Source organism: Romboutsia sp. Marseille-P6047, assembly GCF_900604535.1.
Classification (GTDB): domain Bacteria; phylum Bacillota; class Clostridia; order Peptostreptococcales; family Peptostreptococcaceae; genus Romboutsia_E.
Map to the genome: position 1 here is coordinate 191,569 of NZ_UWOT01000005.1, position 22,349 is coordinate 213,917.

The following is a 22,349-nucleotide window of genomic DNA, read 5'->3' on the forward strand; positions in this document are numbered from 1 at the left end:
ATATCTATAAATTAAGGAGGATACTTTGCTAAATAAAATTAAATACATATTATTTTTATTTATATTAATTAATTTAGTTGGATGTGAAAGTAAGGAAATAACTTTAGATGATTCTAATATCACTAAAGAAGAAACTTTAAATGTAAATAAAGAACCTATATTTTCTTATTCTGATATTCCATCTGAAATAAAAGAAAAAATGATAGGATGTTCTATGCCTGAAGATGAACCTATAAAGTTTGAATCTTTATCTTATCTAAAGTTATCATACTATGGATTTGATGATAAAACTCATATTGGAGAAATGATTGTAAATAAGGAAGTTGCAGCTGAAGTTGTAGACATATTTAAGGAGCTTTATGAAGCAAAATATCCAATTGAAAAAATAAACTTAATAGACGAATATAATGCTGATGATGAACTTTCTATGCAGGATAATAACACTTCCTCATTTTGCTATAGAACAATTGCAGGAACTGATAAAATATCTAATCATGGTAAAGGTGTTGCAATTGATATTAATCCTTTATATAATCCTCATGTAAATACTTCTACAAATAAGGTTAACCCAACTACTGCTACTAAGTTTATTGATAGAAATAATCTTATAACGGGTATGATAGTAGAAAATGACCCATGTTATAATGCATTTGTAAAAAGAGGATGGACATGGGGAGGATATTGGAAAAACCCTGATTATCAACATTTTGAAAAAAATATAAATAATTAAACATAAAAGTAAAATTATAACTAAAGGTGATGTATATGAATTTAATGACATTAGAAAACATAAGTAAGAGTTATTCTGAAAAGACTTTACTTAAAGACATATCTCTTGGAATAAACGAAGGTGAAAAAATAGGTTTAATTGGTGTTAATGGTACTGGTAAATCTACACTTTTAAAAATAATAGCTGGTGCTGAAGAAGCAGAAAGCGGTACTATAACTAAAGCTAATAAGGTTAGAGTTGAATACTTACCTCAAAATCCTGATTATGATGAGGAGGCTACTGTTCTTGAACAAGTATTTAAAGGTACTTCAGCTGAAATGAAATTACTTGGTGAATATCAAGATGTATTAGAAAAGATAAATACTTCTTTTGATGAAAATTTAAATAATAAACTTTTATCATTACAAGAAAAAATAGATGCGCTTAATCTTTGGGATTTAGAAAGTGAAGCTAAGGCTGTTCTTACTAAACTTGGAATAAGTGATTTTAATCAAAAAATAAAATCAATGTCTGGAGGTCAAAGAAAAAGAGTGTCTTTAGCTTCTGCACTTATAACGCCTTGTGAATTATTAATACTTGATGAGCCTACTAACCACTTAGACAATGATACTATAGATTGGTTAGAAGAATATTTAAATAGTTCTAAGGCATCACTTCTTATGATAACTCATGATAGATATTTCTTAGATAGAGTTACTAATAGAATAATAGAACTTGATAAAGGTAGATTATTTAGCTATGATGGAAACTATTCTCTTTTCTTAGAAAGAAAGATGGAAAGACTTGCTATAGAATCTAGTATGGAAGAAAAGCGTCAAAATCTTATAAGAACAGAACTAGCTTGGGTAAGACGAGGGGCTCGTGCTCGTACTACTAAACAAAAAGCTAGACTTGAAAGATTTGAAGAGTTAACAAATAGAGAAGTTATAACTCCTGATGAGAAAATGGATATATCAGTTGGTTCTTCTAGACTTGGTAATAAGATAATAGAAATACACAATATCTCTAAAAAGTTTAAAGATAAAACTGTAATAAATAATTTAGAATATACTCTTGCTCGTCATGATAGAATCGGTATAATCGGTAAAAATGGACAAGGTAAGTCAACTCTTATAAAAATATTAAATGGTGAGTTAGCTCCTGATAGTGGTACTATAGAAATTGGTGAAACTGTTAAAATAGGATGCTTTACACAAGATGATGCTCATATGGATTTAAATATGAGAGCTATAGATTATGTAAAAGAAGCAAGTGATTATATAGAAACTGCTGATGGAACTAAAATATCTGCATCTCAAATGTGTGAAAGATTCTTATTTAACTCAACTATGCAATACACTCTTATTGGAAAATTATCAGGTGGAGAAAGACGTAGACTACATTTACTTAGAACTCTTATGAGTGCTCCAAATGTCCTTTTACTAGATGAACCTACAAATGATTTAGATATAGAAACACTTAACAGATTAGAAGATTATCTTGATGAATTTAGAGGTGTTGTTATATCAGTTTCACATGATAGATATTTCTTAGATAGAATTTGTAATAAGATATTTGCTTATGAAGGAAATGGTAACATCCATATCTTCACAGGTAACTATAGTGATTATTTAATATATAAAGAAATTCAAGGAATTGAATTTGAAGAAGCTCAAAACTCCGAAAGAAAAGAAGAAACTCCTAAAGAAGTTAAGAAAGAAAAACCTAAAAATGATAAAAAGCTTAAATTCTCGTATAACGAACAAAGAGAGTTTGATACTATTGATGATGATATAGCAAAACTAGAAAGTAAGATTGAAGAATTAGATAATAGTACTTCTAAATTTGCTACAAACTTTACTAAGCTTCAAGAAATACTTGATGAAAAAGCAAATCTTGAAAAAGAGCTTGAATATAAGTATGAAAGATGGGAATACTTAAATAACTTAGCTGAAGAAATAGCTAATTCTAAAAATTAATATAAAAATAGCAACTATCATTGATATTTAATATCATATATAGTTGCTATTTTTTTATATTAATGCATTCTTAAATAGCTTTTTTTATTACTCTTTTTTATAATCTACTATTATTTGAATATATCTATACCTCTATCATCGTAAATGAAAAATACATTTTCAGTCATTTTATCAATAATATAAACTGCGCAATCTAATGCTGTATTTTTCCCTTATGTCTTTATTTTTAAAGTTAGTATACACCTTATTGAGATATATTCCAATTTATATACAAGATTTGTATCCAAATTGACACACTATAGTTTTATAGCTTGCTTAATGCTTATTATAATATCTTTTATTTTCTTTAATCTATCATATCTAAACACTTCATATCATATTCTGATACTAGCCTAGTTATTTAACTAGATAATTAAGGAGGTAATTTAATGAAAAAATATACATGCTCTTTTATACTCATTTTTTCTTGTATGCTACTATTTTGTGCATGCTCTAAAGATAAAGCATCTACAGAAACTACAACTACTAATGATTCAACAGAAAATAAATCTTCTAGTTTAGAAGTAATTTCACCTGATTACATAACTAGTAACAATGAAGATTCATCAGAAGTTTTCGCAAATATATATGTATCAGATATTGATAGTGACTCAATAGTTAATAAAAAAGTAAAAGTAAATGAAATATCTTCTGAATCTATTTTAGAAGAATTAAAAAATGAAGATGTAGTTACTTCTAATACTAGTGTAAAAAGCTTTTCTACATTTGAAGATCAAGAAGATAATCTTGTAGGTGTTCTTAATTTATCCAAAGAGTTTTATAACTTTAACTTAGGCAGTGGTTTTGAATCCATGATGCTTAATTCAGTTGCAAAAACTTATATAGAAAACTTTAATTTAGATAAATTTAAAATTTTAGTTGATGATGAAGAGTATGAAAGTGGACATATATTAATGGATAAAGATGAGTACTTCACTAAAGATTCTTTAGAAGAATAAAATATTAAAGATAAAGGTTGAGCTTTAAATAAACTTTCAAAGCTCAACCTTATTTCAATTTATTCATCTATTTTATCTTCTATATCAAAACTGTAAATTATATGGTCTATTACTTCTTCATAAACAGGATCTAGATACTTATCAACTATAACTCTTAAATCATATACCCCCTTACTACCCTTGCTTATAAATATATAGTTACAAGTTCCATCTAATCCTTCTCCGCAAATTAATTTTCCTTCACAATGACCATTGTTAAAACTTACAGACTCAATACATCCCATATTGTTTGCTATTCTATCTAAATTCACAGAGTATGACATGTTATTAGGTATTTCTATTAAGAATACTTGCATTTTAATGTTAAAAAGAACATCTCCATCTAATTTGTCAATGGCTATAGTATCAAAGCATTCTTTATTTTTCGACTCTAATTTAATCCAATTTTTAGGCATATCTATTGTATATCCCAAATTACTATTTATCTTTTCATATTCAATATCAACTATCTTTTTACAAACTTCATTATCCTTATGATTCATCTCTCTTAGTAGGGCACCGGCTTTTTTATATCCATTTTTATATGAGCTTATTAAATATTTTTTGGCCTTTACTTTATCAACTTCTATTCCTATTCCATCTTTTAAAAGTCTTCCAAGTTCATATTGTGCTCCAGTATTATTATTATCTGCACACTTAGTTAAAATAGGTATAGCTTTCTTATACTCTTTCATTTTTAAAAGCTCCATTGCCCTGTCATACTCATTAATCATAGATCCTTGCTCTTCTAAAGCTTTTTTTAAAACTTCTTTTTGATGTTCTAACTCTTTTTTCCTTTTTTGCTCATTAAACATTTCTTTAAACATCTTATTTATAGCCATATGTTCGCCCCCATTTTAAGCTATTAATCATAATATATTTTATTTTTTTAATTTATTTATGTTACTACAATTATTAATATGAATTTTATTTTATCAAATTAACAATTTTCATAAAAAAAATAAACAAGATAGTTTATATATCTATCTTGTTTATTTTTTTAATTATTCTTTTACAATATCTATACCACCAAGTAATATATGTGCCACTCCTAATCCTAAAAGAAAAGTTCCCGTTAAACTTAAGTAATCATTTCCTTTGCACATCTGGCACTTACTTTGATTACAGTCTATAACTATGCCTGCTGTTGTTACTAAAGTTCCTAATGCTACTGGTAATAATCCTTTTTTCATGGGTGTTTCCTCCTTAAATGATTTAATTAAATCACTTATAGTTTTTACTTATAGACTGATTTATATAAATAGGAATTAATTTATAAATAGTAATTATAAACCATTAAATACTTAGAATAATCAACTGTTTTTTAACATCTCATAAATATAAATATTTATATGGAAAATTTAAAACATTATTATTTTCAAATAAAATGTTGACTTTTTATACCAATTATTTTATATTAATATCTAACAAGTCAATATTTTAAATTCTGTGAAAAAGAGAGTATATTAAATGAATTTTATAGAGAGCTAAGGATGGTGGAAGCTTAGCATTGAAGTTTAATTGAAGAGAGCTTTGGAGAATATTATTTGAAATTATTAGTATGATAATAGGTCATCTCGCCTTAAGAGATTTGAGTGGTTAAAATTATAATTTGCATAATTTTGACAATGAGAGTGGTAACGCGGATATTTCGTCTCTTGGTTTTATAACCAAGGGACTTTTTTAATATAAAGAATTAATTTATTTTGCAAAATAGAATTTAATCGTTTTTATTTATAATTATTAATTAGGAGGAAATTATTATGGAAAAAACAATTCAATCTAATGTTGAATCAAAAAATGTTAATTTATTTAAGTTTTTAATACCATCATTATTAGGACTATTTTTATTTGTTATACCAATGCCTTATGGAAGTTTTGTTCCTTTAGAAGGTTTATCATCTTTCAATATAGGTATAGGATTCTTAGCTGAACTTATCAAAATAGCTGGAGCTAATTATTTAGAAAGTATTGCTTTAGTTGTAATAGTGACATCAGCTATATTATCTATACTTAGCAAGTTTATAAATATAAAAAATGAATTTTTAAGAGATTTATTAAATGTTTCACCATTTTGGTTAATATGTAGAATACTTGGTGCAATATTTATAACTATGACTTTATTTAATGTAGGACCTGAGTTTATAAAATCAGAATTAACTGGTGCTACTATGATTGGTTTACTTCCTAGTCTTCTTGCAATATTCTTAGTATCAGGATTTTTATTACCACTAGTTGTTGACTTTGGTCTTATGGATTTATTTGGTACAGTAATATCTAAGTTTATGTATAACTTATTCAAAGTTCCTGGTCGTTCTGCAATTGATGCTGTTTCTTCTTGGTTAGGAGATGGTACTTTAGGAATTATGATAACTAATACTCAATATAAACAAGGGTTTTATACGGCAAAAGAAGCTGCTATAATATCAGTTTGTTTCTCATTAGTATCACTACCTTTCTCAACGGTAATAGCTGATCAACTTGGATTTATGCCATTATTTGTTCCTTTTTATGGAACAGTATGTTTAGCATCATTAGCTTGTGCTTTAATTATGCCTCGTATATATCCATTGAAAGGATTTAATGATAAAACTTATAACAATGTACCTCATTTAAAAGAAGATATTATTCCCGAAGGTGTTAATACTTTTAAATTTGGTTTTGAAAAAGCAATGAAGAGAGCTGAAAATGCTCCAACAGTAAAAAGCATATTAGTAAACGGATGTAAAACTGTTATAGATATGTATTTAGGACTACTTCCTTTAGTTATGGCTTGGGGAACTTTAGCTTTAATCGTAGCTGAATTCACTCCATTCTTTAACATAATATCAATACCAGTAGTATTTATACTAAAACTTCTTCAAATACCTGATGCTAGTGCTGCTGCTCCTGCTGTTTTAGTAGGATTTACAGATATGTTCTTACCATCAATAATGGTATCTGGATCTGATATAAGTCCTGTAACACAATTTATAATAGGTGTTTTATCTATAACTCAATTAATCTACTTAACTGAAACTGGTGCAGTTATATTAAAATCTGATATTCCACTTAAATTAAAGGATTTATTCGTAATATTTTTAATAAGAACTGCAATAGCTCTACCAATAATAACAGTAGTTGCAAAACTTATAATTAAATAAAAAAAGGCTATATTTTATATAAAATATAGCCTTTTTTTATTTAATTTGCTTATATTTTTATACAAATAAATCTTAACTGTATTTACACTAGTATTTACTCTAGTGTATTATATATCTATATAAATGAAAAATAAATGAAAATAAAAAGGGGTGCACTATGAATAACTTATTAAAAGAATTAGAAATATTAAAAAATAACTTAGATAATTTACCAAATTTAAATATATCTACAATAGATCTTAGTAAAACTGAGTTATTTATAATAGATATGAATAATGGATTTGCAAAAGGAGGTGCTTTATATTCACCTAGAATAGAAGCTCTTATTAATCCTATTTCAAATATTACAGAAAAACTTTCTTCTAGATTACATAGATTAGTTGCTTTTAGCGATACTCACAGTGAAGATTGCCTAGAATTTTCTAATTACCCTATTCACTGTCTAGAAAATGATACTGAAAGTGAAGTAATAGATGAATTAAAATCTATAGAAAATCTTCAGATATTACCTAAAAACTCTACTAATGGATTTTTTGCATTAGGTGAAATTAACTTTGATGGTGTAGATAATATAATAATAGTTGGAGACTGTACAGATATATGTATATATCAATTTGCAGTTACCTTAAAAACTTATTTTATTCATAATAACATTAATAAAAATATTATTGTTCCAGTTGAATTAGTAGATACATATGATATTCCTAATGTACACTGTGGAGATTTATCAAATATTGTTTTCTTAAACAGTATGATTCAAAATGGAATTAAAGTTGTTAAAAATATTGTAATAGATTAATAAAAATGGATGAACTTTATGGTTCATCCATTTTTTATTAATAATCATATTCTGTGTAGTTTTCACAAAGTACAACTCTTATTTTATTATTAAACATGTTTTTGTATGATAATAAAAACTCATTTAACTCTGCATCCATTAAGTTTATTTTCTTATTACTAAAAAGCATAACTTTTTCTTGATCTATAACTATATTAATATCATTAGTGTCATTTTTTATAGTAGCACTTATACAACTTTTAGGTTGTATTTTAGTTCCATATCTTTCATAGAACCCTGCAGCTTTTTTTATATTATTTAATTGATCCTCACTCATATTAGTAGGATCTAAATTTCCCATATTTATTGTAGATGGATCTATACCAAAGCTTTTTAATTGATTTTCAACTTCGTTCGGATCCATTCCATATCTCTCCATGAATTTTTTTTGTATATTCATAAACTTCTCTTGTGATATATTATTATCCTTCATATAATCAAATATCTTTCTAGAAAATTCAGACATACTCATGCTTCCATCCATCACAGAAAAATATAAATTATATATATATTGCTCAAATTTATCTACATCTGTATCTTTTACTTTATTTTTTAGTTCATTAAAATCGATTATTCTATCATCAGACATATCTATTCCTCCTAGCAAAAGTTTTACTTGTATAAGATTATATCATACTTAAGACAAATAAATATATATTCATATCTTTTTATAATAAATTTATTTTAAATTATTTTTTATTAAATATTATACTACACTCATCTGCATCTATTTTACACTTAATGCCAAAAGGAATTGTCACTATAGGCTTACAATGTCCTGATTTAATATTATATAAAGTTGGCTTTTTATATCTATTAGCAATTTCAACTAATAAATCAATAAGGTCACAATCTTGTTTAGTACTTTTTCTACAATCATTAAAATCGCCAAATATGATTCCATTACAGTCATCAAATTTCTTTGCTAAACTTAAATGGTTTAATAATCTATCTACTCTATATATATATTCTCCAACTTCTTCTATAAATAATATTTTGCCCCTTGTATCAATTTCATATTCTGTGCCTAAACTACAAGCTATCATAGATAAATTACCACCAATTATATCGCCACTGGCTTTACCTTTATATAAAGATTTTATTGAATCTTTACAAGGATTTTTAAGTATTAATTCATCTTTAAAATTAATACACTCAATTAAGGATTTATATGAAAAATCATCCCATTTGTTAACTGTATTTGCCATAATTCCATGATATGTTACTAAGTCACACTTTTTATTAAATGCTATATGAAGTGCTGTTATATCAGAAAACCCTATAAATACTTTAGGATTATTTTTTATTATATCATAATTTATCAAGTTTAATATTCTACTAGTCCCATATCCTCCTCGAAGACACATTATTGCATCTATATCAGTATCTAAGAACATATTTTCTAAATCAGAAGCTCTTATTTCATCATTACCTGCTAAGTATCCTCTATAAGTTAAATAACAACTCTTACCTATTTTAACTTTATATCCATAACTTTCAATTCCTAATTTAATTTCATTAATTGTATATTCTCTTAAATCTCCAGATGGAGCGATTATTCCTATAGTATCACCTTTTTTAAGATTTTTAGGTATATTCAAACCTTACTCCTCCCTTATTTAATTACTAGTTTATATTTGGTCATAAATATTCTATACTTTAAATTAAGATGATATTACTAATATAGTCTTAATTTTTAAGAATTGGAGGTATATTATGAAGATCTATATAAGCGCTGATATTGAAGGTACTTGCGGTATTGTAGATTGGAATGAGACTGAACTTGAACATAATTTATCAACATATAGTAAACAACAAATGACTCAAGAAGTTAATGCTGCTTGTCTTGGAATAAATGAAATTGAAAAAAGTGATATATTAATTAAAGATGCTCATGATAGTGGCCGAAATATTAACCCAATGAAATTACCTGAAAATATAAAAATTCTTCGAGGATGGACGAAAGACCCTCATGTTATGATGGCTGGTATAGATAAAAGCTTTGACGCATCCTTGTTTATAGGATATCATAGCCCTGCTACATTTAATGGAAATCCACTTTCTCATACTTTAGATACTCAATTTGAATATATAAAAATAAATGATTCTATAGCTTCTGAATTTACAATCAATTCTTATACTAGTTTATATTATAATGTCCCTGTTGCTTTTTTAAGTGGAGATGAAATGTTATGCCGTCATGCAAAACAGTTAACCCCTAACATAATTACAGTTCCAGTTTCAAAAGGAATTGGTAATAGTTCTATATCAATACATCCATACCTTGCTCTAAAAAACATTAAACTAGGTGTGAAAGAAGCTCTATCAGGAGACTTATCTCGACATTTAATAAAGCTACCAAAACATTTTAAAGTCGAAATTAAATATAAAGAACACTATAAAGCTTTTAAAGCATCTTTTTATCCTAATGTGAAATCAGTAGATTCTCAAACTATATTATTTGAAAGTAATGATTACTATGAAGTTTTAAGAATGTTGTTATTCATATAAATTATTTAAACTTTTTAATATTTTTATGTAATTTTCTCTTCCATTTATAGTAAACTATTATATAGTATAGTTAGACTTGAGGAGTGATTAAAATAAATAAAAAATATAAAATTCCTTTTTTTGAAATCCTTTCTTTGATTTTATTTTTTATAGTATTTTTCGGAATATCGTTTGTAATATTTACCTTTGTAGGTATTGGATTTTTGTCTTTTTTAGGCTTTGAATATAAATCAGTTGGCTCTGTAATACTATTTTTTGCGATTTATTTCTTAATTGGAAGTCCTATAGATTTTCTATGTACTTCTTTTTTAGATATTTTTAGGTATGTAAATAAATTACCTTATAAAGCTTATAAGATTATTGAATCTTTAATTGATATATTACTAACCTTTATCACTGTAAATATTATAGATTTATTTATGAATTCTATAAGCATACCTACACATACAGAAATATTATTTGCCATATTATCTTATCTATTATCAGAATGCGTAGACGTATTTGATATAGGAAAAAATAAAGACTCTAGCGAAGATGATAAATAAATAAAAAAGTAAGTTATAAAATAGGTCTTAGTTAGCTAATTTTTATAACTTACTTTTTTTTATTTAAAATAAAGTATCTTCTATTTCGCTTGTCATGTCTATTGCATCTTTTAAGAATTCATCTATATATATAACCTGCTCACTTACTCTTGAATACTCTGATGCAAATGCCATTATATGACTTTCTATAGATTCCTTAATACTATTATCAATCTTTTCATTTATAATTAAATCTATAAAATGCTTAATAAGATTTTTATCTCCACCACCATGACTTAAATCATTTTTACCAAGCTTTAATACTTCCTCTTTTATATCTCCAAACTTTTTAATTCGTATTTCATTTTCCTTAAAATTACCACCAACTTCACCATGTGTAAACATAAGTTTTATAGTCCTAGTACATTCTTTAGTAAATGCTGATAAGTTAAATGTTGCTGTTACATCATTTTCAAACTCTATAATACTTACCATATTATCAACTACATTATTATCACATCTATATACACATCTTCCATATGGACCTTTTTTTAAAATTGTATCTAGATTTTCTTTTGTTGGATTTATATGTACTGCATTATTCATCATTCTTTCATTTTCTAAATATATTTTTTTACATGAATAAGGGCAATTTTCTTCTTCACTACATCTATAACAACTTTCACTCATAGTTAATTTAAAGTTATCACTATTAAAATGTTTTAAACTTCCAAATGAGGCAATCTTTCTACATTTACTTCCTGTAAGATATAATAGTATATCTAAGTCATGACAGCTTTTAGTCAACATTAGAGGTCCTGTATCACTACTATTTCTCCAGTTACCTCTTACATAACTATGTGCAAAGTGAAAATAACCTATATTTTCATTATGTTGTATACTTACTAGCGCTCCTAATTCCTTACTATCTATTATTTCTTTTAACTTCTTAAAAAACTCTGTATATCTTAGCACATGACAAGTCATAAATACTTTATCAGTATATTTTTCTGCTAGCTCTTTTATATGTACTAATCCATCTAAACTATTAGCCATAGGTTTTTCTAAAAGAACATGATATCCTTTTTCTAAAGCTAACTTTGCTAGATTAAAATGTCTATCGTCATTAGTTGCTATTATTATTGCATCAGCTATTTTTTCTTTTTCAAAAAGTTCTTCTGCACTTTCAAATACATTTTCTTCTTTTAAATTATACTTCTTAGAAAATAAATCGCGTCTTCCCTTTTTAGTTTCTGCTACAGCCACTATTTCACAAACTTCTTGATTTTCAAAAATATACGGAGCATATGCATAAGTCCCTCTTACTCCTGCACCTACTACTGCAACTTTTACTTTTTTCATATCTATTCCCCTTTTCTATAATACAACAATAAAATTATATTACTTACCCCTACAAAGTTATTATAGTATATTTTCAATTTATACAGTCTAGATTAATATACTAATTTGTATTATAATTTTATTTACACAAAAATGATTTAACATTAGGAGGTTTTTTATGGAAATCAAAAGATATGAAAATAATGGTAGAATGAGTTCTGCTGTAGTACATAACAATACAATTTATTTATCTGGTCAAGTTCATGCTGAAGGTGATGTTAAAGAACAAACTATCGGTGTATTAAGTAAAATAGAAAATTTACTAGAAAAGTATAACTCAGATAAAAATCATATATTATCTGCTACAATATACTTAAAATCTATGAATGATTTTGCTGATATGAACTCAGTTTGGGATAATTGGGTTGAAGATGGACATGAACCTGCTAGAGCTTGTGTAGAAGCTAAAATGGCTAGAGAATGTTTATTAGTTGAGATATCAATAGTAGCAGCTACTAAGTATTAAAAATACTATTTTTAATATAAGCTCTTTGGGCAGGAGGTAATGAAAATATTCTAGTCATGCAGCTGGAAAGATGCTGCAAATGACTAGAATATTTTTCATTAACCCTTTGCCTTAAGTAGTTATATCAATATTATTCTTCATCTTCTTTTGCCCATTGTAGGGATCTTGATACTGCTTTATTCCATCCTTTATATAGCTTTTCTCTTTTTTCACTTTTCATATTTGGGTTGAATTCTTTTTTAACTTTCCATTTTGATGTTATTTCATCTTTATTTTTATAAAATCCAACTGCTAGCCCTGCTAGATATGCAGCTCCTAATGCTGTTGTTTCTGTTATTTCTGGTCTATCTATATTTATATCTAATATATCTGATTGGAATTGCATTAAAAAATTATTACTACTTGCACCTCCATCAACTTTTAAATTCTTTACTTTAATATTAGAGTCTTGTTCCATTATATTTATTACATCTTTAGTTTGATATGCTATAGATTCTAATGTTGCCCTTATAATATGCTCTTTTTTAGCTCCTCTTGTAAGTCCTAGTATCGTTCCTCTTGCATACATATCCCAATAAGGTGCTCCAAGCCCTGTAAATGCTGGAACTACATATACTCCATTTGTATCATTTACTTTAGTTGCATATTCTTCACTGTCTTTTGCATTTTTTATCATTCTAAGCTCATCTCTAAGCCATTGAATTGATGCTCCCCCCATAAATATACTTCCTTCTAGGGCATATTGTATTTTTTCATCAATACCCCAAGCAATAGTTGTTATAAGTCCATTATTAGACCTAACTAATTTTTCACCTGTATTCATTAGTAAAAAGCATCCTGTTCCGTAAGTATTCTTTGCACAACCTTCTTCAAAACATGTTTGTCCAAATAATGCAGATTGTTGGTCACCTGCACATCCTGATATTGGAATTTGCGCTCCTGCTAACATTTGTGAGTCTGTATGTCCATATATATAGCTTGATGGTTTTACATCAGGAAGAATAGATTTAGGTATATTTAATTCTTTTAATATATCCTCATCCCATTTTAATTCTTTTATATTATACATCATAGTTCTTGATGCATTAGAATAGTCAGTTACATGAACTTTCCCATGAGTTAATTTCCATATAAGCCATGTATCTACTGTACCAAATAATAGTTCTCCATTTTCTGCTTTTTCCCTAGCACCTTCTACATTATCAAGTATCCATTTTACCTTTGTAGCTGAGAAGTATGCATCTATTAAAAGGCCTGTCTTATCCTTTATTATATTTTCTAAGCCTTTACACTTCAATTCATTACATATATCCGATGTTCTTCTACATTGCCATACTATGGCATTATAGACTGGTTTGCCTGTATTTTTATCCCAAAGAATAGTTGTTTCTCTTTGATTTGTAATTCCAATAGCTGCTATTTCATCTGGAGTAATCCCTGCAGTTTCTATAACTTCTCTCATAACACCACTTTGTGATCCCCAAATTTCCATTGGATTATGCTCTACCCATCCTGGCTTAGGATATATTTGTGTAAATTCTTTTTGTGCAGTCTCTACTATTTCACCTTTATCATTAAATAATATGGCCCTAGAACTAGTTGTACCTTGATCTAATGCCATTATATATTTTTTTGCCATTATGTATATGTCCTCCTTAAAAGTAACATTTCATTATTTATTATCTATTCATAATATATTAACATAAAATGATAAAATATATTATTTAAAATCTTATTATAATTAAATTTTTATTACCTTTATTATGATAATATATACGTAAATTTAATTATAATAGATATATTTATAATGATTTTTTAAATTTTATATTAATTTAGAATATAAATTTAATATTTTCTAAAGATTTCAATTTCATTTATTTTCATTTCTTATAATTTATGATAAAATATTTAATGTATTTTCATTTGCATATTGTAAATTTAAATGTAGAGATTGAACATAATATTAATAACATAAATTTTTAGTTTCAATCCTAAAACGTTATTATAATCAAACATTTATTTAAACTAGGAGGTCAATATGGGCTTAAAAGACAAATTCGCTGAATCATTTGCTAGATCAAAAACTATGAGTGAACCAGAGAGAAAAGCTAATGAGGTTATGGGGAAATTATTAATGAAAAAAGCAATTTTACCTATAGTAATCATGTTAGTATTAATCATAGTTGGTGCGGTTGCAGATATCAATGGTTGGTTAATATTCGGTATAAATGTATTAATAGCAGTTGCATCTTATTTCTACATAAAAAAATCTGGAGAAAAGTACCAAAACTTTAAACCTTATGTAGGTAACTTAATAAGCTTAGAGAAAAAAGGTAAAAAAGAATATGTTGCAATAATAAAGCAAGGTAAATTACCTGTTAAGTTACAAATAGCTTACGGTGGAGAAGATTTAGAGCATGTTAGAAAAAATCAATTAATCCAAATAAGCTACAATCCAGATGAAAAGATAGCTATATTAGTTAATAAGCAATAATATTAATCATATATATGCAAAAAAGAGTGCCTTTAAGGACACTCTTTTTTATGTAGCTACTCATCTTCTTTATCTACATATTTTTTATAAATTTTAAGTGCTGTTGCAAGCTGATCTGGACAAGACGTTCCTCTATCTTTACATGGTATGTTTTCTAATTTATCTATGATTTCATCTATATTTTTGCCTTCAACTAATTCTTTTAATGCAATTAAGTTTCCTGCACATCCACCTTCAAATACAACATCTTTTAATATATCATCTTCTATATTTAATAATATAGAAGATGAACATACACCTTTAGTGTAATATCTATACATATAACCCCCCCTATGTATATAATTTATGTTAAAAAAATCTAATTAATGATATAAAATATAATATAAATCTAGCATTTAATATACATATATGCTTTAATTTATTTATATATTATTAATATTAATGTAAATGTAAGGGATGTGATAAATTGAAAATAGATTTAATTTTTGAAAAGTATTTTAGATTTTTAACATTGTTATTTTGGCCAATAATTTGCTATAAATGGATTTTTATACAAAATAAATATATTGAGTATATATTCTTTTCAATTTATACATTTTGTGGTCTAGTTTATATAATTGCTATAATCTTATATTATACAAAAGAAAAAAAGTTAAGAGATATAAATTTATGGTATAGATTAAGTACCTCTACTTCTTATATACTAACGCTTTCTAATTTTTTATTGTTTCCAACTAATATTACATTATTATACTTAAAATTCATTTCAATATTTGTTTATTTTTATTTTTCTTGTAAAATGGTATTCAAATTTAAAAATGAAGAAGGTGTAGTTGGAATAATATCATCTCTACTATTAATTTCAATAGCAATCTTTTACTAATATTTTACTTATACTGGAAATATTAGACATATCAAATTTTTTTTGATATTATTTATATTAAAGGCTAATATTAATAATGAATACATATAAAGGAGTCAATAATTATGGAAAAAAAAGTTTTAGCTAAAGTTGGAGAAAAAGAAATAACTAATTTAGATGTTGAGGCAATATTAGGAGGATTAGATCCTTATCAAGCAGCTCACTTCAACTCTGATCAAGGAAAAAAGCAAATACTAGAAGATTTAGTTAACCAAGAATTATTATACATAGAAGCTAAGGAAAACAACTTCGATCAAGACGCTGAATTCAAAGCTGAATTAGAAAGAGTTAAAGAAAATATGTTAAAGCAATATGCTATGAACAAAGTTTTAACTAGTGTTACTTTAACAGAAGAAGAAAAAGAAGCTTTCTTTAATGCTAATAAAGACAGATTTGTAAAGCCTGATACAGCTTCTGCTAAACACATATTAGTAGATAATGAGGAAAAAGCTAGTGATTTATTAAATAAAATAAATGCTGGAGAAGTTACTTTTGAGGCTGCTGCAACTGAACATTCTTCTTGCCCATCAAAAGATGCTGGTGGAGATTTAGGTACTTTCGAAAGAGGACAAATGGTTCCTGAATTCGATGAAGCTGTATTCACTATGAATAAAGGTGAAGTAGTTGGACCAGTTAAAACTCAATTTGGATATCACTTAATAAAATTAGAAGATAGACAACAAGGTGGGCAATCTGAATATGCAGAAGTTAAAAGCGAAATAGAAAAAGCTTTAACTTACCAAAAACAAAGTGAAGCTTACACTAACAAATACAATGATTTAAAAACTAAATACAATGATATGGTTAAATTCAACGACTAATATCTAATATAAATAAAGCCTAGTAAATTTTACTAGGCTTTATTTATATTATGTAATTTTTAATTATTATCTTCTTATTTTGTCTTGCTACCTTCTTGTATATTCATCTTATGATAGCAATAATCAATTATGTCTCTTCTTTTTATTATCCCTATAAAAGTCTCATTATCATCTATTACTGGAACAAAATTTTGATTCATAGATTTTGAAATTAAGTCTTCTATATTTGCTTCAACAGATACAGGGGCATTATCCTTACGTCTTTTAATACTCATAATTGGTATGTCTTCTATTGACTTCATATCTAGTGAAAAGTCATTTTTTAATGTCCAAAGTAAATCCCCTTCTGTTAATGTTCCTACATACTTCCCTTCCTTATTTATAATAGGAATAGAAGAATATCTGTGATATTCCATTTTTTCTAAAGTTTGCCTCATTGTGTAGTCTTCATATATATATGCAACTTCACTTTTAGGTGTTAAAAAAAATAATATGTTCATTACACTACACCTCCAAATATGTAATATAAGGATTTATATACATTTATTTATAAAAACATATTTTTTATTTTCTTTTACATATTAATTCTATCATATTTAGTATTTTATTTAAATTTTTATTTTAAATATTTTTTTTGGGGTATAAATATTATATATTCATTTTAGGAGGAACGACATGATATATACTTATGATTATTATACTGAATTAAAAAATATTTTAAATAAAGTTTATGAAAATAAAATCTATAATATTGCATTAAAAAACAACATTAAGATTATAAATAAAGACAACCTAAATAATATTATTAACATATTTAAGTCTACTCATGTATACTTAGGTAGCGATTTAGATGAATTTATCATAAATTTAATGCCAAAGGATGATGCTGGATATTTTTTCAGAGTAGAAATAGCAAAACATTTCAACTATTCTTATCCTAAACTATATGACTATAGAGGTAATCCTATAAAAAGTGCTAATGCTAACATATACGCATTAAGATTATGGCAATCTAGTATGGAAGAATTATTTACAGATAATATTCATCGTGAATTTAATAAAGAAGACTTCTTTAACTATGTAGAAAATAATCTTTTATCTATGGCCGATGATATATCTGAGTTTATAGATAGTGAAAATAAAAAGAAAGAAATAATAATACCTATAAAAAATAAGTCCGAATTATTGCCTAAGTTTAAATCTATGATTTTAAATAAAGAATTAGACTCTTCATGGATAGAGTTTTTAGTTGATATAGATGAGTTAAGAAGTGATATGGAAAAATTTGCTGCAACATTTGATATGTATAATGAATTTGATAAGCTAGAAGATTCTTTAGAAGAATGTATAGATAATTTCTGTAAATATACTTCTGAAGAATTATATGATGTATTATTAAATGAAAAAGAATTTAAATTTATAGATGATATAGGTTTAGTAAAAACTTTATAAATATTTAAAAAGTAAAAAGCCGCTATATAGCGGCTTTCTCACATACTACTAGAATTATAGCAATAAAACTAATATATATGAATTTTTAATTATAATCTAACTACATTAGAAGCTTGAGGACCTTTTGCTCCTTCAACTACGTCAAATTGTACACTTTGTCCTTCTTCTAAAGACTTGTATCCATCTCCTTGTATAGCTGAGAAATGTACGAAAACATCTCCTTCACCTTCTACAGATATGAATCCAAATCCTTTTTCGTTGTTAAACCATTTAACTACACCAGTTTTCATTAATAAATCCTCCTAAAAAACACACAATTGTTCAGCTAAAATTAAATTAGCTTTATTGTAATTTTACCATATATGCTCATTATTGTCAAATATTATTAGTTTTATACATGATTTATAAAATGGCTAGAAGCTAGTAAACAAGCCATTCTAGTGCACTCCATCTTTTAGGAAAACATTTTTAGTAATTAACCTTAATCAAGTGAAATTTAATGTCTTTATTACTCCAGCCTAAGTCCCAAGGAACTAAATATCTATCAGTATTGTGACATGTAACTAAAGGATATCCTTTAGAATCTAATCCTGTTACAGTTGAAACGTGAGTTATCCTTCCACCCTTTTCATATCCTACAATATCACCTGGGCGTAAATTATATGCCTCTTTATAGACATCATTATAAGCTCCTTTTGTTATATACTGCGCTCTTCCACTATAAATCATATAATTTTTAAACCCTTGAGCATTTACCCATGCTTTTGTTCCATCCTTGCCATTGAAATTCCATGTATCATTTTTCTTAAATCTACCACTTTCATATAGTATTTGAGATGCAAAATTTGCACAGTCTCCACCTTCAGGGTTAAAATCTCTATAGTTTTTATTATATTTAAAACCATACTCTTCATCTGCTGCTGCTCCACAATATTGGTGAGCATAGTTTATAGCTTTTTGTTGTTCATTAGTTAATTGAACTTCAACTTTTTCATGATTTTTTATATAATTTTCAATTTCAACTGTATCAATATTATCTAAATTTAATGAATCCTCAAAAGGGTCTGTGTACCACTCTTTTACTATTACATATTGATCATCTCTAATAACAACATTTAAATAATGATATGTACCAATTCTAAACATATTGGTTACGTCTGGTTCATTTTCATAAGAATACTTATACTCAGTAGATACTGTACAAATTATTCCATATAAGTCTTCTTCTTTTTCTTTAAATTTCTTTACAACTACTCTAGTTTTAATATCATTAAAATTTACACCTTGTTTATTGGACCAATTTTCTATATATTTCATTTTCTTTACTTCATGTTCATATGCCCATAATCCAAATTTTTTATTTGTATCATATAATTCTTTTAGTATATCTGTATCTTGATCTAATATGGCTTTATTCCTATAGTCAAATAAATGTTCTAGTAATACCTGATACTGTTCATTACTTTCTGCGTTGTTAGTATCTGTGTCTAATGAGCTAGCTTCTAACACCTCTTCTTCTATGTTTTTATTATTATATGCCATCTTATCATATACACCCTTACTTATAAATACACCTACTCCTAATGATATTGTTAAGAATAAACATATCCATATTTTTTTGATGTACTCATTTTTATTTTTGAGTAATTTCAAACAAAGCACCTCCCAACGATTAGTACATCATTTTGATATAGAATTTATTTATCTTATTATGTCCAATTAATAGTTAAAAAATTTTATTTATTGTTAATTGTATTGATACATTAAAATTTTTATATTTATTTATCCTTAAATTATATTTTTTTCTGTATTTTAATAGTAATATATATTTATAATTTTAATTTTATGGAGGAGTATTATGCTAAAAAAGGTAGCAGCTATAAATGATTTATCAGGAGTTGGTAGATGTTCTTTAACTGTGGCAATACCTATACTTTCAGCCTTAAAAGTTCAGTGTTGCCCTTTTCCAACAGCTATACTTTCTAGTCAAACAAATTATCCAGAATTTACATTCTTAGATTTCACTAATGAGATGGATAAATATAAAGAAGTTTGGAATAGATTAAAGATTAATTTTGATTGTATATATAGTGGATTTTTAGGTTCTATGGAACAAATTGATATAGTGTCTAAATTTATAAAAGAAAATAAAACTTCTTTAGTAGTTGTAGACCCAGTAATGGGTGATAATGGAGAATTATATCCTACATTTACTAAAGAAATGTGCAATAAAATAAAAGAGTTAGTAAAGATTTCAACTTTAACAACTCCTAATTTAACAGAAGCTTGTATTCTAACAGATAAAGAATATCATGATAACTATTCAAGAGATGAACTAATTGAGATTGCTAAAGATTTATCTGGTTTAGGCCCAGAAAATATAATTATTACCGGTATTATAGAAGATGATAATATTATCAATTTAGCTTATAACAAAGCTAAAAATAAATCATACTTTACAGCTGTAAAATATAACAATCGTTCTTATAGTGGTACTGGAGATATATTTACATCTATTGTGTGTGGATTATTGACTAATAACTATGATTTAGAATTTGCTGTAAAAACAGCAACTAACTTTATATACAAAACAATAAACTATACATCTCAGTTTAACACTGATAGAAACGATGGTGTAATGTTTGAAATATTCCTAGGTGACTTAATATCAATATAGTCTTATATATAATTGTAGCTTAATTTACACGTTGTCAAATTTACATCTTGTCTGTTTTGCTACATTATATAAATTATATAATCTATATTTTTGACACAGTTTTATTTATGAAATTTACTTAAATGTTCTATATACATCTATAACCTTATAAAATATAATATATCAAATTTATAGGAGGTATATTATAATGGATATTAATCATAAAGCAAAAGAGTTTGCAGCTTATATAAAAAATACTAATGAGTTTAAGTATATGAATAAATGTAAAATGGATATTGATAAGAATAGATCTTTAAAAAGACAATTTGACTCTTATCTTAATAAAAAAAATGCAATTTACTCTAGATCTAGTAAAGAAGATTTATCTGCAAAATTAGAAAAGTTAGATAGAGAATATGATACATTTTTAATTTACCACTTATATCAAATTATATGGAAGCCACTAAAAATTTTAACCTTATGATGGAAAGACTTTATAAGACAATAGAAAAAGAACTTATAAAATAAATAAAAAAATGGCCTCAAAATAAATTTATTTTGAGGCCATTTTTTTATTTATTACTTTTTTGATTTTATTTTTATTTGTTATTTTTTTTAGTAAAGTAACTATTATAAGCTGTAATATACTAACTATAACTATAATTGCACCTGGTGCAACATCCATATAAAATGATATTATTACCCCACTAAGTATTGATATTTCTCCAAATAAAATCGCATAAAAAATTGATTGTTTAAAACTTTTAGCTACTTTTAAACTTGTAGCCACAGGTATAGCTATTAAGGATGAAACTAATAATACTCCTACTATTCTAAGTGTCATAGTTATACTTGCTGCCACCAAAATCATAAATACTGAGTTTATCATTTTTACTGGTATATTAGACAGTCTAGCATTTTCTTCATCAAATGTAATATATACTAATTCTTTAAAAAATAAATTTATAAATACTACTACCACTACTGCAGTTATCATTATTATAACTATATCTTCTTTAGTTACCGTTGCTATACTTCCGTACATAAATGAGAATAAATCAAAATTAACACTTGAAGAACTCATTAATATTCCAGATATACCTACTCCTAATGCCATTATTATAGCAATTGATAAATCTGCATACTCCTTTAAACTAGTTCTTAATCTATCAATTACAAGTGCTGCTAAAGATGATGCTATTAATGAGCCTACTATAGAATTTGAATTAAATAAGGTAGATGCTGCAATACCTGATAGGGCTATATGTGATAGGCTATCTCCTATTAGTGACAATCTCCTTAAAACTATAAACATTCCCATAAGTGGGCATATTAACCCTACTATTGAAGCCGAAATTAATGCTCTTATCATAAAATCATATTGAAAAATTTCCAA

Annotated in this window: 25 protein-coding genes and 1 other annotated feature; of the genes, 13 read left to right on the top strand and 12 right to left on the bottom strand. The window is 26.2% G+C overall.

The genetic code is table 11. The annotated features are described in order from the left end of the window. The first annotated feature begins 25 nt into the window (after positions 1 to 25). Together EIH23_RS07230 and EIH23_RS07235 are read left to right on the top strand one after the other, a co-directional pair. Positions 26 to 730 (top strand): M15 family metallopeptidase, encoded by a 705-nt coding sequence (locus EIH23_RS07230; protein ID WP_243113346.1) that lies wholly within the window; start codon positions 26 to 28, stop codon positions 728 to 730. Positions 731 to 765: 35 nt separating this feature from the next. Then, positions 766 to 2,688 (top strand): ABC-F family ATP-binding cassette domain-containing protein, encoded by a 1,923-nt coding sequence (locus EIH23_RS07235; protein ID WP_122639548.1) that lies wholly within the window; start codon positions 766 to 768, stop codon positions 2,686 to 2,688. Between the two features lie 110 nt (positions 2,689 to 2,798). On the opposite strand, the gene EIH23_RS17175 is transcribed toward EIH23_RS07235, so the two are convergent. Next, positions 2,799 to 2,867: a hypothetical protein gene (locus tag EIH23_RS17175; RefSeq protein ID WP_442970288.1), complete on the bottom strand. Its 69-nt coding sequence runs from the start codon at positions 2,865 to 2,867 to the stop codon at positions 2,799 to 2,801. Between the two features lie 249 nt (positions 2,868 to 3,116). Here EIH23_RS17175 and EIH23_RS07240 point away from each other — a divergent pair, with 249 nt between their 5' ends. Then, positions 3,117 to 3,686 (top strand): GerMN domain-containing protein, encoded by a 570-nt coding sequence (locus EIH23_RS07240; protein ID WP_122639549.1) that lies wholly within the window; start codon positions 3,117 to 3,119, stop codon positions 3,684 to 3,686. Between the two features lie 59 nt (positions 3,687 to 3,745). On the opposite strand, the gene EIH23_RS07245 is transcribed toward EIH23_RS07240, so the two are convergent. Both EIH23_RS07245 and EIH23_RS07250 read right to left on the bottom strand, forming a co-directional pair. Beyond that, a complete protein-coding gene (locus tag EIH23_RS07245; RefSeq protein ID WP_122639550.1) occupies positions 3,746 to 4,567 on the bottom strand; it encodes a tetratricopeptide repeat protein in 822 nt (273 codons plus the stop codon). 162 nt (positions 4,568 to 4,729) lie between these two features. Then, on the bottom strand, positions 4,730 to 4,918 hold the full coding sequence (locus tag EIH23_RS07250; protein ID WP_122639551.1) for an asparagine synthase: 189 nt from the start codon (positions 4,916 to 4,918) through the stop codon (positions 4,730 to 4,732). A 247-nt stretch (positions 4,919 to 5,165) separates the two neighbouring features. Continuing rightward, positions 5,166 to 5,387, top strand: a binding site (T-box leader). Between the two features lie 101 nt (positions 5,388 to 5,488). On the opposite strand from EIH23_RS07250, the gene EIH23_RS07255 reads away from it, so the two are divergent. Then, entirely contained in the window at positions 5,489 to 6,868 is a 1,380-nt protein-coding gene (locus tag EIH23_RS07255) for a YjiH family protein (protein WP_243113347.1), read from the top strand. 157 nt (positions 6,869 to 7,025) lie between these two features. Further along, positions 7,026 to 7,667, top strand: a complete 642-nt coding sequence (locus EIH23_RS07260) for an isochorismatase family cysteine hydrolase (protein WP_122639552.1) — start codon at positions 7,026 to 7,028, stop codon at positions 7,665 to 7,667. Between the two features lie 37 nt (positions 7,668 to 7,704). Here EIH23_RS07260 and EIH23_RS07265 read toward each other — a convergent pair whose 3' ends face one another. After that, positions 7,705 to 8,295, bottom strand: a complete 591-nt coding sequence (locus EIH23_RS07265) for a DUF3867 domain-containing protein (RefSeq protein WP_122639553.1) — start codon at positions 8,293 to 8,295, stop codon at positions 7,705 to 7,707. A 100-nt stretch (positions 8,296 to 8,395) separates the two neighbouring features. Further along, positions 8,396 to 9,307 carry a S66 peptidase family protein gene (locus EIH23_RS07270; protein WP_122639554.1) on the bottom strand — a complete coding sequence of 304 codons (912 nt, stop codon included), beginning with the start codon at positions 9,305 to 9,307 and terminating at the stop codon, positions 8,396 to 8,398. 115 nt (positions 9,308 to 9,422) lie between these two features. On the opposite strand from EIH23_RS07270, the gene EIH23_RS07275 reads away from it, so the two are divergent. Further along, positions 9,423 to 10,217, top strand: a complete 795-nt coding sequence (locus EIH23_RS07275; protein ID WP_122639555.1) for a M55 family metallopeptidase — start codon at positions 9,423 to 9,425, stop codon at positions 10,215 to 10,217. Positions 10,218 to 10,300: 83 nt separating this feature from the next. Further along, positions 10,301 to 10,762, top strand: coding sequence for a regulatory YrvL family protein (locus tag EIH23_RS07280; protein ID WP_122639556.1), 462 nt, complete (start codon positions 10,301 to 10,303; stop codon positions 10,760 to 10,762). Positions 10,763 to 10,825: 63 nt separating this feature from the next. On the opposite strand, the gene EIH23_RS07285 is transcribed toward EIH23_RS07280, so the two are convergent. Continuing rightward, a complete protein-coding gene (locus EIH23_RS07285) occupies positions 10,826 to 12,103 on the bottom strand; it encodes a Gfo/Idh/MocA family protein (protein ID WP_122639557.1) in 1,278 nt (425 codons plus the stop codon). A gap of 157 nt (positions 12,104 to 12,260) precedes the next feature. Between EIH23_RS07285 and EIH23_RS07290 the strand changes: the two genes are divergently transcribed. After that, positions 12,261 to 12,608, top strand: coding sequence for a RidA family protein (locus tag EIH23_RS07290; RefSeq protein ID WP_122639558.1), 348 nt, complete (start codon positions 12,261 to 12,263; stop codon positions 12,606 to 12,608). A 130-nt stretch (positions 12,609 to 12,738) separates the two neighbouring features. On the opposite strand, the gene glpK is transcribed toward EIH23_RS07290, so the two are convergent. After that, positions 12,739 to 14,247 carry a glycerol kinase GlpK gene (glpK, locus tag EIH23_RS07295; protein ID WP_122639559.1) on the bottom strand — a complete coding sequence of 503 codons (1,509 nt, stop codon included), beginning with the start codon at positions 14,245 to 14,247 and terminating at the stop codon, positions 12,739 to 12,741. A 399-nt stretch (positions 14,248 to 14,646) separates the two neighbouring features. On the opposite strand from glpK, the gene EIH23_RS07300 reads away from it, so the two are divergent. Beyond that, the gene (locus EIH23_RS07300; RefSeq protein WP_122639560.1) at positions 14,647 to 15,102 is read left to right on the top strand and encodes a hypothetical protein; all 456 of its coding nucleotides are present in this window, start codon (positions 14,647 to 14,649) and stop codon (positions 15,100 to 15,102) included. Positions 15,103 to 15,158: 56 nt separating this feature from the next. On the opposite strand, the gene EIH23_RS07305 is transcribed toward EIH23_RS07300, so the two are convergent. Continuing rightward, positions 15,159 to 15,422, bottom strand: coding sequence for a TIGR03905 family TSCPD domain-containing protein (locus tag EIH23_RS07305; protein ID WP_122639561.1), 264 nt, complete (start codon positions 15,420 to 15,422; stop codon positions 15,159 to 15,161). 667 nt (positions 15,423 to 16,089) lie between these two features. Between EIH23_RS07305 and EIH23_RS07310 the strand changes: the two genes are divergently transcribed. Then, a complete protein-coding gene (locus EIH23_RS07310; RefSeq protein WP_122639563.1) occupies positions 16,090 to 16,845 on the top strand; it encodes a peptidylprolyl isomerase in 756 nt (251 codons plus the stop codon). A 74-nt stretch (positions 16,846 to 16,919) separates the two neighbouring features. Here EIH23_RS07310 and EIH23_RS07315 read toward each other — a convergent pair whose 3' ends face one another. After that, the gene (locus tag EIH23_RS07315; protein WP_122639564.1) at positions 16,920 to 17,345 is read right to left on the bottom strand and encodes a CBS domain-containing protein; all 426 of its coding nucleotides are present in this window, start codon (positions 17,343 to 17,345) and stop codon (positions 16,920 to 16,922) included. A 175-nt stretch (positions 17,346 to 17,520) separates the two neighbouring features. Here EIH23_RS07315 and EIH23_RS07320 point away from each other — a divergent pair, with 175 nt between their 5' ends. Further along, the gene (locus EIH23_RS07320; RefSeq protein WP_122639565.1) at positions 17,521 to 18,297 is read left to right on the top strand and encodes a hypothetical protein; all 777 of its coding nucleotides are present in this window, start codon (positions 17,521 to 17,523) and stop codon (positions 18,295 to 18,297) included. 89 nt (positions 18,298 to 18,386) lie between these two features. Here EIH23_RS07320 and EIH23_RS07325 read toward each other — a convergent pair whose 3' ends face one another. After that, positions 18,387 to 18,587 carry a cold-shock protein gene (locus tag EIH23_RS07325; RefSeq protein WP_122639566.1) on the bottom strand — a complete coding sequence of 67 codons (201 nt, stop codon included), beginning with the start codon at positions 18,585 to 18,587 and terminating at the stop codon, positions 18,387 to 18,389. A gap of 178 nt (positions 18,588 to 18,765) precedes the next feature. Next, positions 18,766 to 19,959 (bottom strand): amidase domain-containing protein, encoded by a 1,194-nt coding sequence (locus EIH23_RS07330; RefSeq protein WP_334294987.1) that lies wholly within the window; start codon positions 19,957 to 19,959, stop codon positions 18,766 to 18,768. A gap of 196 nt (positions 19,960 to 20,155) precedes the next feature. On the opposite strand from EIH23_RS07330, the gene EIH23_RS07335 reads away from it, so the two are divergent. Further along, on the top strand, positions 20,156 to 20,974 hold the full coding sequence (locus tag EIH23_RS07335) for a pyridoxamine kinase (protein ID WP_122639568.1): 819 nt from the start codon (positions 20,156 to 20,158) through the stop codon (positions 20,972 to 20,974). A gap of 187 nt (positions 20,975 to 21,161) precedes the next feature. Then, a complete protein-coding gene (locus EIH23_RS07340) occupies positions 21,162 to 21,437 on the top strand; it encodes a YlbF family regulator (protein WP_122639569.1) in 276 nt (91 codons plus the stop codon). Positions 21,438 to 21,506: 69 nt separating this feature from the next. Here the strand turns inward: EIH23_RS07340 and EIH23_RS07345 are convergent, their stop codons facing one another. Further along, positions 21,507 to 22,349, bottom strand: coding sequence for a metal ABC transporter permease (locus EIH23_RS07345; RefSeq protein WP_206425646.1), 843 nt, complete (start codon positions 22,347 to 22,349; stop codon positions 21,507 to 21,509).